Source organism: Candidatus Brachybacter algidus (genome assembly GCF_016707225.1).
GTDB lineage: Bacteria > Bacteroidota > Bacteroidia > Chitinophagales > Saprospiraceae > Parvibacillus > Parvibacillus algidus.
Genome location: NZ_JADJID010000002.1, coordinates 922,163 through 937,423, shown reverse-complemented (window position 1 = coordinate 937,423; position 15,261 = coordinate 922,163). Strand labels below are relative to the sequence as shown.

The window sequence follows — 15,261 nt, the reverse complement described above, 5'->3', positions numbered from 1 at the left end:
TTTTTGCCCAAATTTTATAAATATCATATATTGTCAATGTTATATTTTAAATATACATATGAAAATACTCCATACCGCCGACTGGCACCTGGGCTTGCGCCTCAATAAAATAGACCTACTCGACCAAATGGTCTTATTCCTGGACTGGCTCGCTGACATCGTTGAAAAAGAAAATATAGAATGCATCCTACATGCAGGCGACATCTTCGACACTAAACATCCTCCACAGGATGCCGTAGATCTGTACAATAAATGGTTGGCAAAAATGATCAAACTAAATTGTCAGGTCATAATCATCGCCGGAAATCACGATTCAGGAAGGTTTATTTCTTCTCCAAAAATTCTGTTTCAGAATCTAGACATTAGGGTGATTGGACACACCTCAGAAAAGCATGAGGAGGAGATTATACTTTTACATGATAAAAACGGTTTACAACAAGCAGTTATCTGCGCAATTCCTTTTATTCGTCAAGGCGAACTTGCAGTCTTCGAAGCGGGCATGTCTAGTGAACAACTAGCAGAAAATATCAATAAAGCCATGAGTGACAAATATTCAGCATCTCACGCCATGGCAAGAGAAATGCATCCCGGGCTCGTCACAATAGGTATGGGACATCTTTTTATTCAAGGCACTGAAGCGTCAGATGTAGAACATCAGATCCATGTCGGAAACCTTGGTGGCTTGTCTTTGATAAAGATCGATCATGGTTTTGATTACATCGCATTGGGCCATATACACCGTCCACAGGGACTTTCAGAAAGTGGACACATCCGCTATGCTGGTTCACCGGTGATCCTGAGTTTCAGTGAGATGAATGATCGGAAATCAGTTATGATCCTGGAAATAAAAGATAAAAATATCCAATGGGAGAAATTAGAGGTACCAATGTTCAGAAAGTTTATCCGCTGGACAGGGAGTGTGGAAGAGATTAAAGACAAAATAATTAATCATCAAAAATCATTTTCACTTAAAGACCTGATCGAAGTTAGGGTCGTGGAAGATTCCAATTATGGTTCAGCTTATGCACAATTCAATGAATTTCTTCAGGAATTAGATTCGGATGAATTAATTGTTGCAAAAAAATCATTTAGTACTAAGGATGCTGATGTTACAGAAATTGCTGAAGAGAATAAATACATGGTAGAGGATCTTCAACCTAAAGTTATCATGCAAAATATACTTGGATTTAATAATTATGAAGAGGATGTAAAAATTAGTCTGATGGAAGCATTTGAAAAAATAGAAAACGACGTCCATGAGAATCAATAAATTAATAATTAAAAATATAAATTCTCTTGCGGGAGAACATACCATCGATTTTGACGACATAAATGAAAGGTCTGAAGGAGTCTATCTGATCGTAGGCGCCACCGGATCCGGAAAAACAACGATCCTGGACTCTATTACACTTGGTCTTTTTGGAATTGTAAAAAGGTTTGGCAATAAACCAATAGGAAGTATAGACGAGTCGGGAGCAATTGTAACACATGGCGCCAGAGAGGCAAGTGTTGACGTACAATTTACCATCAATCATAAAAAGTATACATCCCGATGGCAAATAAAACATAAGCCAAGAAGCAGTGGCTGGGAAACGGCAAAAATGTCAATTTATGATGATGATTTAAAAGTAATGGAAAGCGGATTAAGTCAGGCAAAATCCAAAATAATTGAATTGATTGGAATGAACTTTGATCAATTTAATAAATCTATTATGTTGGCTCAGGGAGACTTTGCATCATTTTTAAAATCAAAATTCAGCGAGAAAGCAGACATACTGGAGAAAATAACCGGTACAGAAAATTATACCAGAATTGGTCAGGCAGTTTTTGTTAAAAATAATGAATTAAAAGCTGTTGCTGATCAGATCCAAAATAAATTAAGTAATTTATCGATAAAGTCTAAAGAAGAAGTCTTAGATCTTCAGTCAAAAATAAATCTGATAGAGGGTCAGGTTAAATTGTATCAGGCAAGATCGACTGAATTAAATACAATCATTCACAATAGAAATACATTTACAAAAGAAAATAATTCAATTCAATCAATAGGAAAAAAATTAGAACTCGAAAAAGCAGCACTGGCAGAAATTCAATTGAAACATGGTCAGGATATTGAACAGTTCGACGCTGCAATGACAATCAAACCAGTCTTTGATAATCAAAGACTATTATCACAGGAACAAAACAATATCACGGAAACAATTTCAGCATTAAAGGAGGAAGGCGCACGAATTCAAGTAAAATTAGATGAAATATATTCCAAAACAGCAGAAATTATTTCAATTTCTAATGAGGAAAATCAATTTTTGTCACAACTAAGAAAATTTAAAGACGATGTCCTCGTCATCGAAAATGATTTAACTTCTATTTCAACAAATAAAAAACATGTACGAATAAATCTTGAAAGAGAGCTTGCTCAAACTAAGGAGGCATCATTAATTCAAAATTTCCAAAAACAGGATGTAACAACATTTACGCAAACGCTATTGGAATGTCATAAAGAGTTGTCTAAAAGGGTGAATGATCTGAAAGAAAAACTTTGCATAAGCATTATCAATGATGACCTGCTGGAAAATCAACTTCAAAGACAGCGGCAAATAGAATCCCTACAACATCAAACCCAAAAATACAGAGAGATTAGCCAACAGATCAAACTAAGCAAAGAAAATCTGAATGAGGCCGAAAAGGAAAATGTAAGGTTGATCAATGCACTAAAAGATAATATTCAGCTTCGCTCAGTTCTGGAAAATACTTGTAAGGATAAAGAAACTATTCTCTTACAGCAGAATAAGATCAGGTCCATGGAGCAACACCGAAGTCAATTAAAGGCCGATGAGGACTGTCCATTGTGCGGTGCAGCAGATGGACCTTTAAGGCATCATGAACACTTGGCAAAGGATGATTATCAATTGGATTATGAAAAAGCCAAAAAAGCCATGGATGAAAATAACCTCCTGATTGTCAGATATGAAACTCAATTAGCCGGAATCCAAAAAACAATAGAAAATTTAAATACAGACCTAGCATCTTCAAGCAATAAATTAGATTCCATTCTTGAAGAAATTAACATCAAAAAACAAGGTTTAAATATAACTGAATCGCTTGGCGATCCGCAGATACTGATCCTTAAAATGGAGGAAATTAATTCGTCAATTATTTCTGTTAAATCCCTGCTTAAGCTCAATGAGGAGCTACCTCATTTGGACGAAGCTATAAATTATTCAGTGGAGATGGAAGCGCTGGAAAAAACTGAAAAAGAAACTAATATTCAATTAAAAGCCAAATTCCCATTGGATATTCCTGTTCAAAAATGGTCAGAAACCATTGAATCTTCTTTTGAAACTATCCAAAATCAAGTTAGAGGAATAGCTCAGGAATTATCCAATAAAGAAACTGTTTATGCCAGAAATCAACAACAAATTGAAACGCTCGAAATTGAAATAAATAAATTTATTGTTGCTGGCAAAATTGCTTCAATTGAACAATTAGAACAAGTGTTCGTATTGCAAAATTCTGTATCTCTTTGGAAAAAGAATATTGAAAATCTTCAACAAAATATCAGTATAAATACAAAATTGCATCAGGCAAGTCAAGACCGTATCAATGAATTGAATTCATTGATAGACTTAACGGTTGATATTGAAACTTACACATCAGAGAATCAAGAATTAAATACAAAAATTACTACAGAAAGTCAGGAATTGGGCAGCATCAGATCCCAGCTCGCTTTGCATGAGGCCAATGTTGCCCATGGGGAAATCTTAAGAAAAGATCTCGAGAACATTGAAATTGAGTGGTCTCCGGTAAGGACACTTAATACATTGATCGGTTCTGCCACTGGACATCATTTCAAAAACATTGCTCAAAAAATTACCTTGTCACATCTGGCTGTGCTTGCCAACAAACATCTAGCCTTGATGAATGACCGATACAAATTTAAATTCGATACAAAGGAATTATGGTCTAAGGAAGAGGCAGATCTAATGATATATGATGATTTCGAACCAAATGGGTTGCGTTCATGTGCCACATTAAGTGGTGGAGAAACCTTTATTGCGAGCCTGGCATTGGCTTTGGGCCTAAGCGATTTTGCTTCGGAAACCAGTAAAATCGAAAGTTTATTTATAGATGAAGGATTTGGCACACTGGATCCGGACACGCTGGAAATGGCCATCGGAGCTTTAGAAAAGATCCGATCTGTTGGCAATAAAACACTTTGCCTTATAACCCATGTAGAAGCTATGAAGGAGCGCATTCCATATCATTTAGTCGTGGATAAGGGAAAGAAAGGAATGAGCACGATCCGGCATGAAATGGCTTAAGTAGTGAATAATGAATAGCGAATAATGAGAGCCGACAGAATTGCCAGTTCTGAGTTGAGTATAGCGTAGTATTTTACATCACTTTATTGTGGAAGGCTGAGCTTAGGTTAACCTATCCCGAATCGTGCCTCTCGGGACTGTGAGAGTTCGTGTGTGTGCAAAATTCATTTTGCTTTTTTCATGAACAAATATAAAATGTAAAGGCATGAAATGGCTTAGACAAGGAATAGTGAATAGCGAAATCTTTACGCTAATATAAATGAAATGGAACGCTAATTTATTATGTTGGAAATGTTTCAAATATGATTTTTAAAAAAAATTAAACATTTGGAATAATTGCAAATTCCATATTATTTTTCTTGTTAATTTTTCTGGCATTTACCATGAATTTCCAAAATGGTTCTGTAGGGACAGGTCGCGACCTGTCCCTACAGAACCTTTATGGAAATTATGTCCCCAACGCTGGCGCGAGGTTTAAACGCGTGACCTCCAACGCTGGCACGAGTTTTTAACTCGTGACCTTTCGAAGCTTTAATTAATCTATATTATCTAATGAGGCTTTAAGCTCGTAATTATCAACATTTCCACATAACTTACTGTTCTCTGTGAGATAAAATTGCTGATATATTTTGAACAGAAAAAACTTTATAAAAAGCATGGGATTATTATCAACAGCCGGCATCGTCAGCCAGATTGATGCTTTACGAAAATTTGGAGAAGGACTTAACCCATCTGACCGAACGCCGGTTTATTTCTTTGGTCATGGAAGTCCTATGAATGCCATAGAAGAGAATAATTTCACCAAAACATGGAACAACATTGGGAGTAAAATAGAACGTCCGAAAGCAATTTTGTGCATTTCGGCGCACTGGGAGACCAATGGTACGTGGGTTACTGCTATGCCTCATCCATGCACTATTCATGATTTTGGTGGCTTTCCAAAAGCATTATTTGATGTGCAATATCCAGCTAAGGGCAGCCCTGAGATTGCAAACGAAATTAAAACAGCAATTACATCAACCACAATCGGTCTTGATGAAAAATGGGGTCTCGATCATGGTGCATGGTCCGTAGTGAAGCATTTATATCCTGATGCTGACATTCCCGTTATACAGATGAGTATAAATTATACCAAGCCTGCAGAATATCACTATAACTTAGCAAAACAGTTAAATGCCTTGCGCAGAAAAGGTATTCTCATAATAGGATCTGGCAACATGGTCCACAATCTAGGCATGGTTGCATGGGACAAAATGAATGAAGCTAATTATGCATACGACTGGGCCACCGAAGCAAATGATGCAATGAAAGAATTCATTGTAAATAAGGATCATCTGCCTCTGATCAATTATGAAAAACAAGGGAAAGCTTTTAACCTTGCAATTCCAAGTCCGGACCATTACTTACCCTTATTATATGCACTTGCTCTTCAGGAAAAAGATGAAAACACTGCCTTTTTTAATGATGAAGCGGTTATGGGATCTCTGACGATGACGTCAGTTGTTATTAGTTAAATAGTTATTAGAGTTAACCAGTATGGCAGTAAAATAGTTGACCAGTAAAATAGTTAAATAGTATTAGAGTTAAACAATGTAAAAGGGCAAGGGCAAGCCTTTTCCCCGCAATCATCCTATTGCACTCTAATACTCTAATACTGTCATACTCTAATACTATCTACTATTATAGAATTATACTTTTTCATCGTCTTTTTCGACTCATTTAACAGCATTAAAACTTCATTCGGACAACTAATTTTTTATTTATATTCAAAGACTTATCTTCGCGGCATAAAACAATTGAAATTGAACGAATTAAGATCGATTATAGAAGCAGCCTGGGAAGATAGATCCATGTTGGCGCAAGAAGAGGTAAAGCAAACTATCAGAACTGTAATAGAACATTTGGACAAAGGTACCATGCGAGTTGCAGAGCCAATCGGTGATGACTGGCAAGTCAATGAATGGATCAAAAAAGCGGTTATTCTATATTTTCCAATCCAACAAATGGAGACCATTACAGTTGGACCTTTTGAATGGCATGATAAAATGGCTTTAAAAAAGGACTATGCAGCACAAGGTGTACGCGCTGTGCCACATGCAGTAGCAAGATATGGAGCATTCCTGGAAAGTGGCGTTATTATGATGCCCTCTTATGTAAATATTGGGGCTTATGTTGGTTCTGGAACCATGGTAGATACCTGGGCGACAGTTGGTTCTTGCGCACAAATCGGACGCAATGTACACTTGAGCGGCGGAGTAGGCATTGGAGGTGTATTGGAGCCTGTTCAGGCAAGTCCCGTTATCATAGAAGACGATGCATTTATTGGTTCACGATGTATTGTGGTAGAAGGTGTAAGAGTAGGCAGAGAGGCAGTCCTTGGTGCAAATGTTGTATTAACTCAGAGCACTTACATCATAGACGTGACAGGGCCTGAAGAGAAAAGGATAAAGGGCTATGTTCCACCAAGATCTGTAGTTATTCCCGGATCTTATACTAAACAATTTCCATCTGGCGAATATCAGGTGCCCTGTGCACTGATCATCGGTCAAAGAAAGGAAAGTACAGATAAAAAAACCAGCCTTAATAGCGCTTTACGTGAATACAATGTAGCGGGTTAAAAACGTTATTGCTCGAAGAGCGTTCTATATATCTTAGATTTTACTTTAAATTAAAATAAATTCAGTGAATAAATTACTATTAATTTGCCTAATGGCATGCACATCCTTAGCTGCCTGTAATACATCCAAAGCGCCATCAACCCCTCCTGTAGTTGCAGTCGCACCTATAGCACCTGCGGTTGATTCTGAAGAGGGAATGGAAGATGTGGATTCCGGATATGATTATAATGAAGATGAAGAATATGATGCCTTCAATGTTCCAAACAATATTGTATTACCTGATACTTTGCCTTCCTACCAAGCTACTGAAGCAACATTATTTGACCTAATAGACACCAAACTGTGGGTGAGCTTCGATTGGGATAAAAAACATTGTCTTGGCACGGCAGAAATCACTGCAAGTCCTGTTGGAAAAAAGAGAAATAGATTAGTCCTTGACGCTAAAGGTTTTGATATAAAATCAATCGTTAATGGTGATGGTAAAAAGCTCACCTATAAATATGATAATGCAAAACTTGATATAGATCTTGGAGCAGAAATACCTGTCGGAAAAGCCACAAAAGTGAAGATTGAATACGTCGCTAAACCTGATGACCTAAAAGTTGGTGGTAGTGCAGCCATAACTTCGGACAAAGGTCTATATTTTATAAACCCTGACGGAAAAGACAAAAATAAGCCTCGCCAAATCTGGACACAAGGTGAGACACAAAGCAACAGCAAATGGTTTCCAACTATTGATGTACCGAATCAGAGATGTACTCAGGAGATGTATATCACAGTTGGTGACAATTTCAAAACACTCTCTAATGGAACAATGCTCGATTCTAAAAAAAATGCAAATGGTACCCGAACAGATCATTATAAAATGACACAGCCACATGCACCATACCTGTTCATGATGGCTATTGGCGAATTTGCAGTGGTGAATGATAAATGGAGAGACATTCCTCTGAAATACTATGTTGAACCTAAATACGAAAAGGATGCAAAGGCAATTTATAGTAACACGCCTGAAATGTTGACTTTCTTTTCAGATCTTTTGGGTGTCAAATATCCATGGCCGACATTCTCACAAGTGATTGTAAGAGACTATGTGTCTGGCGCTATGGAAAATACAACTGCTGTAGTTTTTGGTGAATTTTGTCAGAAAACTAGTCGTGAATTATTGGATGGTGACAATGAAGGTATTGTAGCACACGAAATGTTCCACCATTGGTTTGGAGACTATGTGACATGTGAAAGCTGGTCAAATCTTACTTTGAACGAAGGTTTCGCCAATTACAGTGAATACCTATGGGAGGAACATAAAAACGGTCGTGAGGCTGCAGATTATCACAGATTGAATGAACTGGCTGGTTATATGGCTTCTACCAGAGGCAATATGCATGATCTAATCAATTATTCATATGATAATAGAGAAGATATGTTCGACGCACATTCGTATAATAAAGGAGGATTGGTCCTTCATATGATGAGGAATTATCTTGGAGACGATGTTTTCTTTAGAGGGCTAAATCTTTATTTGACGAAAAATGCATATACAGCAGTAGAAGCAGCCCAGCTAAGACTTGCCATGGAAGAAGTTTCGGGTCAGGATTTGAATTGGTTCTTCAATCAATGGTACTTTGGTAGTGGCCAACCAGAATTGGTTGTAAAGGATAGTGTAAATGCTGCAGGAAATAAAATCTTTCTCTCTGTTGACCAAACTCAAAGCGGTCCGCAGCAGCAACATATATTCCAATTGCCAGTGAATGTTGATATTTATTTGGCTGGAAATAACAATCCAATCAGGAAATCAATTTTTGTAAATAAAAGAACACAGACATTTGAATTTGATGTTCCATCAAAACCGTTGAATATAATCTTCGATGCAGATAATGTAATTCTTGGAAAAATTAAATATGATAAGCCAAAAGAGGCATTTATCTACCAGGCTACACACAACAAAACTTTGAATGACAGGATCATCGCGCTGGATAAAATTAAATCAGAACTCACTCCGGAAGTTGATGCTATCATACTGGGCTTCCTTTCTGACAAATCCCCTGTGATGAGATCTAAAGCACTAAGCCAGGTGGACTTATCAGCTTATCCAGCATTTAAATCGAAAGTTATAGAATTAGCTAGTTCAGATAAAGATCCGGGTGTCCGTGCAAATGCACTTGAGTTATTGACTGAAAATCCTCAGCCGGAATACGAAGCTGTGTTCATCAAGAATATAAATGACGAAGTTAGTTATTCCGTTTTGGCTTCTGCATTAACTGGTTTGAACAGAATGAATAAAGAGAAAGCAGGACCTTTAGTGGCTAAATATGAAAAAGAAGAAAGCAGCGTGATGACAAATGCAATATCTGCGATTTATATGGCTAATGGCGACCCGAAAGCTTTAACACTAATAGAAGGTAAGCTTGATGATGTAGAAGGATTCGAAGCATTTGGTTTATTTGGAACATATACAGAATTGTTATTAAGTTCTGATAAAGCAACATTGGTAAGCGGCTTTGAGAAACTTCAGATATTGGCGCAAAATGAGTCAATATCACAATGGAAGAAATTTGCTATTTCTAAAGCAATATTTGACATTGCTTCATCTTCAAAGGAGAATAAAGAATTTTCAGAATCCGAAAGTAAAGAGATGGTAAGCAAGTCTAATGCTGTGGTAGAGAATTTCAAGAAAAATGAAACGAATGAGCAATTGCAGAATGCATTTAATAATATGATAATTAAGCAATAGGTTTTATATTGGTTATAAAAAAAACTCCTTTTTCGTTACTACAAAAAAGGAGTTTTTTTTATTATATAATACTAGGTTTTCGTTGCTTAAATAATTTTGAATAAATAAACTTGAATAAAGTATAAAAATTAAGTTTCGGTAGTTAAGAAATATAGGTAGATGGTCCCGCAGCTGCGGGATTAGATGTTAGATGCTTGCCCGACTAGCGAAAGTGACGGCGGGGAGCTTATTCAATTGATTCATATTTTTTCTTTAATAAGTTGAATAGAAAAAAAAATGAATCTTTGACTACCGAAACTTAAGTATATTATCAATGCACTAATACTTCACAATCACTAGTGACATTAATTAAATTACAGCTCTGTGGCAAATCCATCTCATCCGTTGAAATATTAATGGCATAAGCGAGCCAATCACTTACTAAGCCACTCATATGATGGCCTTCTTCCATACCTTTTGAAGGCATTTTACCAAATAATTCTTCAATAAGAACAGGTATTCTTGCTCTTATTAATTCCTGGATGTCGGTTTCAAATTTATTATTAATGACCAGGTTATTTAAAGTAGTTCGAATGATGCCTTCTTTACAAGCGAATTGGAGATCGAAGTGCACATCGTTAGTACCTCCCCCTATTGTAAATCTTTTTTGAAGATCTAGTTCAAAGTGCAGTGTTTTTGAGTTTACAAATTTGACTTCAATTGCAGGGCTTCGGAATGTATCTATCATACCATTGGTATTTCTTGAAAACCCGGACATGTAATGTAGTTGATTGCCAACAGCTGATTCAACAAGACTGACGATCATCTCTTTTGAAATTGACTTAATTGGCAACCAGATCTTATTTGAAATAATTAATTCCTTCCAATTCGCAGAGAGCCTTAGTTCCGGTCCGGTTATGATTAATTCATTTCGATTAATTCCGGAATCTATATCAATACAATGTCCATTTGCTCCGTATATTTTTGAAAAAATTGGCTTCCTTATACCATTGATCAATAATTCAATCTTTGAAAAACAAATACTGCCATTGCCAGTCATGGCTAATTTTAAGAATTGTATATCCTTAATTTCCTTCACTTTATAGGAAAGAAAATCAAAATAATATGTTTGGCCAATTTCAAGTTCGCTAATTTTCCTCTCCAGATAAAATGGTTTATCTCCCGCATTAAAAAGTACAAATATAGACCCTTTTGTTTTGTTCTTAGTTTTATTTCCAATAGAAAACCCTAACTGCATCCTATAAATAGGGATATTTTCTCCAATAGGGTTTCTTAACTTGTGGCAAGGCAAAGTTTCAATTTTCATTAGCGCATTCATATGGACATGTTTAAATAACAGTTATAGAAATAAATTTTAATCAATACTTGATAATAGAAATGAGTATATCCAATCCACAATATTTTCTGTATTTTTGAATTTGTCAATTCAGTGTATTAGAAAGTGATGGAGGATTAAAGACGCATTAAACATTAGATCGATTACCATACAAATATGCGTTGGTGTGGGACTGAATAGCAATGGGTATTTGACTAAAGAAAACAGATAATTAACTATATAATTACCGTTAATTAACGGAGGGAGCGCAGAAGAAATAGCGGTACATTTAACAAAATTTATTAAAGATTAAATATAAACATCATGAAGATCGTATCTTTTATTTTCGGCTTTCTACTTGCTACTGCAATAATGTATTGGTTTAATCCATTTCAAGATAAGCCTGACGATAACAATTGCAGGGAACAGCTTTGCCGAGAATATAGCGCAGACGATATTAATTCTACATTGACCGCTGCCATCATCCAAAAAATGTCTGAAGCATATGCCAAGGATAAAGGCAAAGCTCACATATATGATACGACCGGAATACTTACGGACAAAGAGGACGCATTGCATGTCGTATTTGATCTGGAAAAAATAAAAGCTTTGGTCTATATGATGGAGTCCAAAAGATGTCTAAATAAATGTGCTGACAATATTGAATTAGGTATTCGATATTATTTTATCAAATATCCGGGTGATCTTAGAATAGGACGGAATGAGGGAGATGGCCTTGATAATTTGGATAGTACTTATCGTAATAAACATTCTTTGGCAATGGTTCCTGCATATTGGGACAAAGCGAAAGATAAATGGATCGACTATAACCCTTGGACGTCCAGTAGTGATGTTTGCTATCCCAGCATACCAAAAATGACTGCTGACGCAATTGAGAGATCAGCACAAACAAAGGAAGATAAAAAGCCTGAGGCAACATTATTCATGGAGCCAACCAATGGTGGCAAAAATCATGGCGGCTTAGGCCCACCTCCATCACCGGGAACTTTTCCAATTGGCATGTAATTTTATAATTGGAATTATATGATTTGGCTTAAATATGCATCTGTATTAAATGTATTCGAACTAATGTCCAGCTTAGTTGGATTTTATTATTGGGGAAAAATTAAAAATACTTATTGGAAATATTTCCCAATTTATCTCGCAATCGTTTTTGTTACAGATATAATAGGTGTAATTTATCTGCATTACTTTAAGGAATTAATTATAAATATTGATATATACCGATACTGGGGAATACCAATACAGTTCTTCTTCTTCTTTTGGCTATACTATCAATATTTTAAAAATAGTAAGATTTCATATTTGCCTTTTGTGGGAACTGGCTTGTTCGTGATATTGTGGATTGTAGAAGAAATCTGGCTTAGAGAGAATAAGCTTTTGTTTGGGACATTAGCCTATTCAACAGGATGTATAATGCTTTTGATATTCTTGCTTGCATATATTAAAAGTCTTACAAAGTCAGAAGAGCTAATAGACTTTAAAAAAAATATGATGTTATGGACTAGCCTAGGAGTGCTGCTGTTTTACATTGGTACTTTACCTTTTTTTGGAATGAGAACACCATTATTTGAGGTATTTCCTGAACTGTTTTATACTTTTAATAGTATTCAGTATTTTTTATGCTGTTCAATGTACTTTTTATTTACAATTGCTTTCATATGGGGACAGCCGAAATAAAAGTATTTTTCATCACGATATGTATTGTAATAGCTGCTTTAATTATTGGCATCATTACCTATGTAATTCAATATCGGCAGCGCCGCTTACTAGATATTGCAGAAAAAGAAACAATTCTACAGCAACATCAATTGGACCTTTTGACAGCACAAATCATTAGCCAAAGAGAAACAGCTGAGCATATCGGTAGAGAAATTCACGACAGCGTCACACAAAAATTAACTCTTGCTTCTATTTATTTGCAAAAATTAAAATTCGATAAAAAAGAAATTGATCCGGGTTCGGAAATCACAGATATTAATAATATTTTGTCTAATGCATTAATGGAGTTGAGAGCTCTTTCGAAAGATCTGACCGAAGATCTAATGAATAATAATAGCCTGGAATCTTTGATCATTGATGAATGTGAAAATGTAAATAAATCCGGTATGTGTACCGCTCAATTTAAAAGTGATCCTGTTCCGGAATTACTAATTAAGGCCAAAACTTCCTTTCTAAGAATCATCCAGGAATTCCTTCAGAATAGTCTAAAACATGCCAATTGCAAAAACATAAATATAGCGATCAAGATAGCCGAAGAAATCATGACTGTAACTATAAAGGATGATGGTGTTGGATTCGAATTATTAAATAAAGAATATACCGGAATCGGATTGGAAAGTATCCGCAGAAGGGTTGAAATGATTGGTGCTACATCAACATTGAAGAGCGCTGCAGGTCTTGGAACTGAATTAACTATCAAAGCTCCATTAAAGAACATAACAGCGTGAAAAATGAATAAAGTTGTCATAGTAGATGATCATTTATTGATCGCAAAAGCTATTACCAGCATCATAAATGATTTTGATGGTTTTGAGGTATTGTATGAAGTGGAAAACGGTAAAAAACTAACCGAAAGATTCAAGTCAGAACAGCTTATTCCGGACATCGTACTTTTAGATATTTCAATGCCGGTAATGGATGGTTATGAAACAGCAGAATGGCTTCACAAAAATCACCCTTCTGTAAAAGTTATGGCACTCACGATGAATAATGATGAAACATCTCTGGTGAAAATGATCAGAAATGGTGCCAAAGGGTATCTGCACAAGAATATTCATCCGATGGAATTGCACAATGGCCTTACGAAACTCATAGAAACCGGTTTTTATTTTCCGGATTGGGCGACAACATCATTGGTGCGAAATATCACTTCAGGCAATGATACGGCATCAGATGAAATCAGTATTTCGGCAAGGGAAAAAGAATTTTTAAAATTTTCCTGTACTGAGCTAACATACAAAGAGATCGGAGAGAAAATGTTTTGTAGTCCCAGAACAGTAGAGAGCTATAGAGATTCGCTTTTCGAAAAACTTCATGTAAAGACCAGAGTGGCGCTGGCGCTTTATTCTGTGAAGATTGGGTTGCATTCTGTTGACTGATAAAAAGTTGGTTTAATTGTAAGGAAAGGTCGCGACCTTTCCCTGCAGTTAAACCAACTTTTTATTTAGCCTTCAACTCTGCTACCCTTCTTCTAACTTCCGGTGCAATCACTTTCCCTAATAGCTCAATTGAATGCAATATTTGTTCTTGCGAAATGGAATCTCCGGCCACCATTTGTAGCAGAAAACGGGTATTTCCAAATATTTCATACATCCCTACCATCTTATCAATGATTTGCTCCGGACTGCCGACTAATAATGGTCCGAATGCTCGGGATTGTTCGAATTGCGAACGATCCAGCGGCGACCAACCTCTTTCTTTTCCTACTCGATTCATAAGTTGGGCATAAGGTCCAAAGAACTCATCGCCGGCTTGTTTTGAATTATCAGCAGCGTAGAAATGAACATTGATACCAAGTTGCAAAGCATCCACATCATGACCGGCATCTTTGGCTGATTTTCTATAAAGATTAGCTAACGGTGCGAATCGATCAGGTGGTCCACCGAGAATGGCCATTGTCAATGGTAAATTTAATCGTCCTGCTCGAGCGACAGATTCGGGCGTGCCGCCCACTGCGATCCAGATGGGCAATTTTTCTTGAATGGGTCTTGGATAGACACCTTGATCTTTTAGACTAGTTCGGAATTTTCCTTGCCAATTTATAATTTCATCATCATTGATGGCCATGAGAAGACCTAATTTCTCTGTAAATAATTCATTATAATCATTCAGATCCTGCCCAAATAATGGAAATGATTCGATGAAAGATCCGCGACCTGCCATGATCTCCGCCCGCCCGCCGGATATTAAATCTAAGGTGGCAAAGTTCTGAAAAGTCCGCACAGGATCAGTTGAACTAAGCACGGTCACAGCACTTGACAATCTGATATTTTTTGTAATGGCAGCTCCAGCAGCCAAAATCATTTCCGGTGCAGAGATGACAAAGTCCTTTCTGTGATGCTCCCCTGCTGCGAATACATCGAGACCGACTTCATCGGCAAGTTTTATTTGTTCGAGGATGTCTTGTACGGCTTTATGAGCGTTGAGCGCTTTGCCTGAGAGGTTGTCGGGAGTGACTTCTCCGAATGTGCTGATGCCTATTTGCATGATTTGTTATTTAAACAGTTTTTACAACGCTGCAAATAGAGATAA

At 36.6% G+C, this 15,261-nt stretch carries 11 protein-coding genes; 9 read left to right on the top strand and 2 right to left on the bottom strand.

All coding sequences use genetic code 11. The features are described from left to right. The first annotated feature begins 58 nt into the window (after positions 1 to 58). The 5 genes from IPI15_RS09645 to IPI15_RS09625 all read left to right on the top strand — a co-directional run bounded on the left by IPI15_RS09645 (position 59) and on the right by IPI15_RS09625 (position 9,671). Positions 59 to 1,270, top strand: coding sequence for a metallophosphoesterase family protein (locus IPI15_RS09645; RefSeq protein WP_287402035.1), 1,212 nt, complete (start codon positions 59 to 61; stop codon positions 1,268 to 1,270). Continuing rightward, positions 1,257 to 4,319 carry an AAA family ATPase gene (locus IPI15_RS09640; RefSeq protein ID WP_287402033.1) on the top strand — a complete coding sequence of 1,021 codons (3,063 nt, stop codon included), beginning with the start codon at positions 1,257 to 1,259 and terminating at the stop codon, positions 4,317 to 4,319. Before IPI15_RS09645 ends, IPI15_RS09640 begins: the two co-directional genes overlap by 14 nt. Positions 4,320 to 4,975: 656 nt before the next feature. Continuing rightward, complete coding sequence (gene ygiD, locus IPI15_RS09635) at positions 4,976 to 5,833, top strand: 4,5-DOPA-extradiol-dioxygenase (protein WP_287402032.1); 858 nt, start codon at positions 4,976 to 4,978, stop codon at positions 5,831 to 5,833. Between the two features lie 288 nt (positions 5,834 to 6,121). After that, the gene (locus IPI15_RS09630; RefSeq protein ID WP_287402031.1) at positions 6,122 to 6,937 is read left to right on the top strand and encodes a 2,3,4,5-tetrahydropyridine-2,6-dicarboxylate N-succinyltransferase; all 816 of its coding nucleotides are present in this window, start codon (positions 6,122 to 6,124) and stop codon (positions 6,935 to 6,937) included. A gap of 64 nt (positions 6,938 to 7,001) precedes the next feature. Further along, entirely contained in the window at positions 7,002 to 9,671 is a 2,670-nt protein-coding gene (locus IPI15_RS09625; RefSeq protein ID WP_287402029.1) for a M1 family aminopeptidase, read from the top strand. 310 nt (positions 9,672 to 9,981) lie between these two features. Here the strand turns inward: IPI15_RS09625 and IPI15_RS09620 are convergent, their stop codons facing one another. Next, positions 9,982 to 10,989 carry a hypothetical protein gene (locus IPI15_RS09620; RefSeq protein ID WP_287402027.1) on the bottom strand — a complete coding sequence of 336 codons (1,008 nt, stop codon included), beginning with the start codon at positions 10,987 to 10,989 and terminating at the stop codon, positions 9,982 to 9,984. Positions 10,990 to 11,310: 321 nt separating this feature from the next. Here IPI15_RS09620 and IPI15_RS09615 point away from each other — a divergent pair, with 321 nt between their 5' ends. Genes IPI15_RS09615 through IPI15_RS09600 form a run of 4 tightly spaced genes read left to right on the top strand, consistent with a single transcriptional unit; the run spans position 11,311 to position 14,108 of the window. Continuing rightward, positions 11,311 to 12,012: a hypothetical protein gene (locus tag IPI15_RS09615; RefSeq protein WP_287420020.1), complete on the top strand. Its 702-nt coding sequence runs from the start codon at positions 11,311 to 11,313 to the stop codon at positions 12,010 to 12,012. 18 nt (positions 12,013 to 12,030) lie between these two features. Beyond that, complete coding sequence (locus IPI15_RS09610) at positions 12,031 to 12,687, top strand: hypothetical protein (protein ID WP_287402023.1); 657 nt, start codon at positions 12,031 to 12,033, stop codon at positions 12,685 to 12,687. Then, positions 12,669 to 13,457: a sensor histidine kinase gene (locus IPI15_RS09605; RefSeq protein ID WP_287402022.1), complete on the top strand. Its 789-nt coding sequence runs from the start codon at positions 12,669 to 12,671 to the stop codon at positions 13,455 to 13,457. The genes IPI15_RS09610 and IPI15_RS09605 overlap by 19 nt, the downstream gene beginning before the upstream one ends. A gap of 3 nt (positions 13,458 to 13,460) precedes the next feature. Beyond that, positions 13,461 to 14,108 carry a response regulator transcription factor gene (locus tag IPI15_RS09600; protein ID WP_287402020.1) on the top strand — a complete coding sequence of 216 codons (648 nt, stop codon included), beginning with the start codon at positions 13,461 to 13,463 and terminating at the stop codon, positions 14,106 to 14,108. Between the two features lie 61 nt (positions 14,109 to 14,169). Here IPI15_RS09600 and IPI15_RS09595 read toward each other — a convergent pair whose 3' ends face one another. After that, positions 14,170 to 15,216: an LLM class flavin-dependent oxidoreductase gene (locus IPI15_RS09595; RefSeq protein ID WP_287402019.1), complete on the bottom strand. Its 1,047-nt coding sequence runs from the start codon at positions 15,214 to 15,216 to the stop codon at positions 14,170 to 14,172. Positions 15,217 to 15,261: the final 45 nt, after the last annotated feature.

Bases quoted from the DNA above. Each gene is read 5' to 3' on its own strand.
- IPI15_RS09645 (WP_287402035.1), top strand. From the start codon at position 59: ATGAAAATACTCCATACCGCCGACTGGCACCTGGGCTTGCGCCTCAAT.
- IPI15_RS09640 (WP_287402033.1), top strand. From the start codon at position 1,257: ATGAGAATCAATAAATTAATAATTAAAAATATAAATTCTCTTGCGGGA.
- ygiD (WP_287402032.1), top strand. From the start codon at position 4,976: ATGGGATTATTATCAACAGCCGGCATCGTCAGCCAGATTGATGCTTTA.
- IPI15_RS09620 (WP_287402027.1), bottom strand. From the start codon at position 10,989: ATGAATGCGCTAATGAAAATTGAAACTTTGCCTTGCCACAAGTTAAGA.
- IPI15_RS09615 (WP_287420020.1), top strand. From the start codon at position 11,311: ATGAAGATCGTATCTTTTATTTTCGGCTTTCTACTTGCTACTGCAATA.
- IPI15_RS09610 (WP_287402023.1), top strand. From the start codon at position 12,031: ATGATTTGGCTTAAATATGCATCTGTATTAAATGTATTCGAACTAATG.
- IPI15_RS09605 (WP_287402022.1), top strand. From the start codon at position 12,669: ATGGGGACAGCCGAAATAAAAGTATTTTTCATCACGATATGTATTGTA.
- IPI15_RS09600 (WP_287402020.1), top strand. From the start codon at position 13,461: ATGAATAAAGTTGTCATAGTAGATGATCATTTATTGATCGCAAAAGCT.
- IPI15_RS09595 (WP_287402019.1), bottom strand. From the start codon at position 15,216: ATGCAAATAGGCATCAGCACATTCGGAGAAGTCACTCCCGACAACCTC.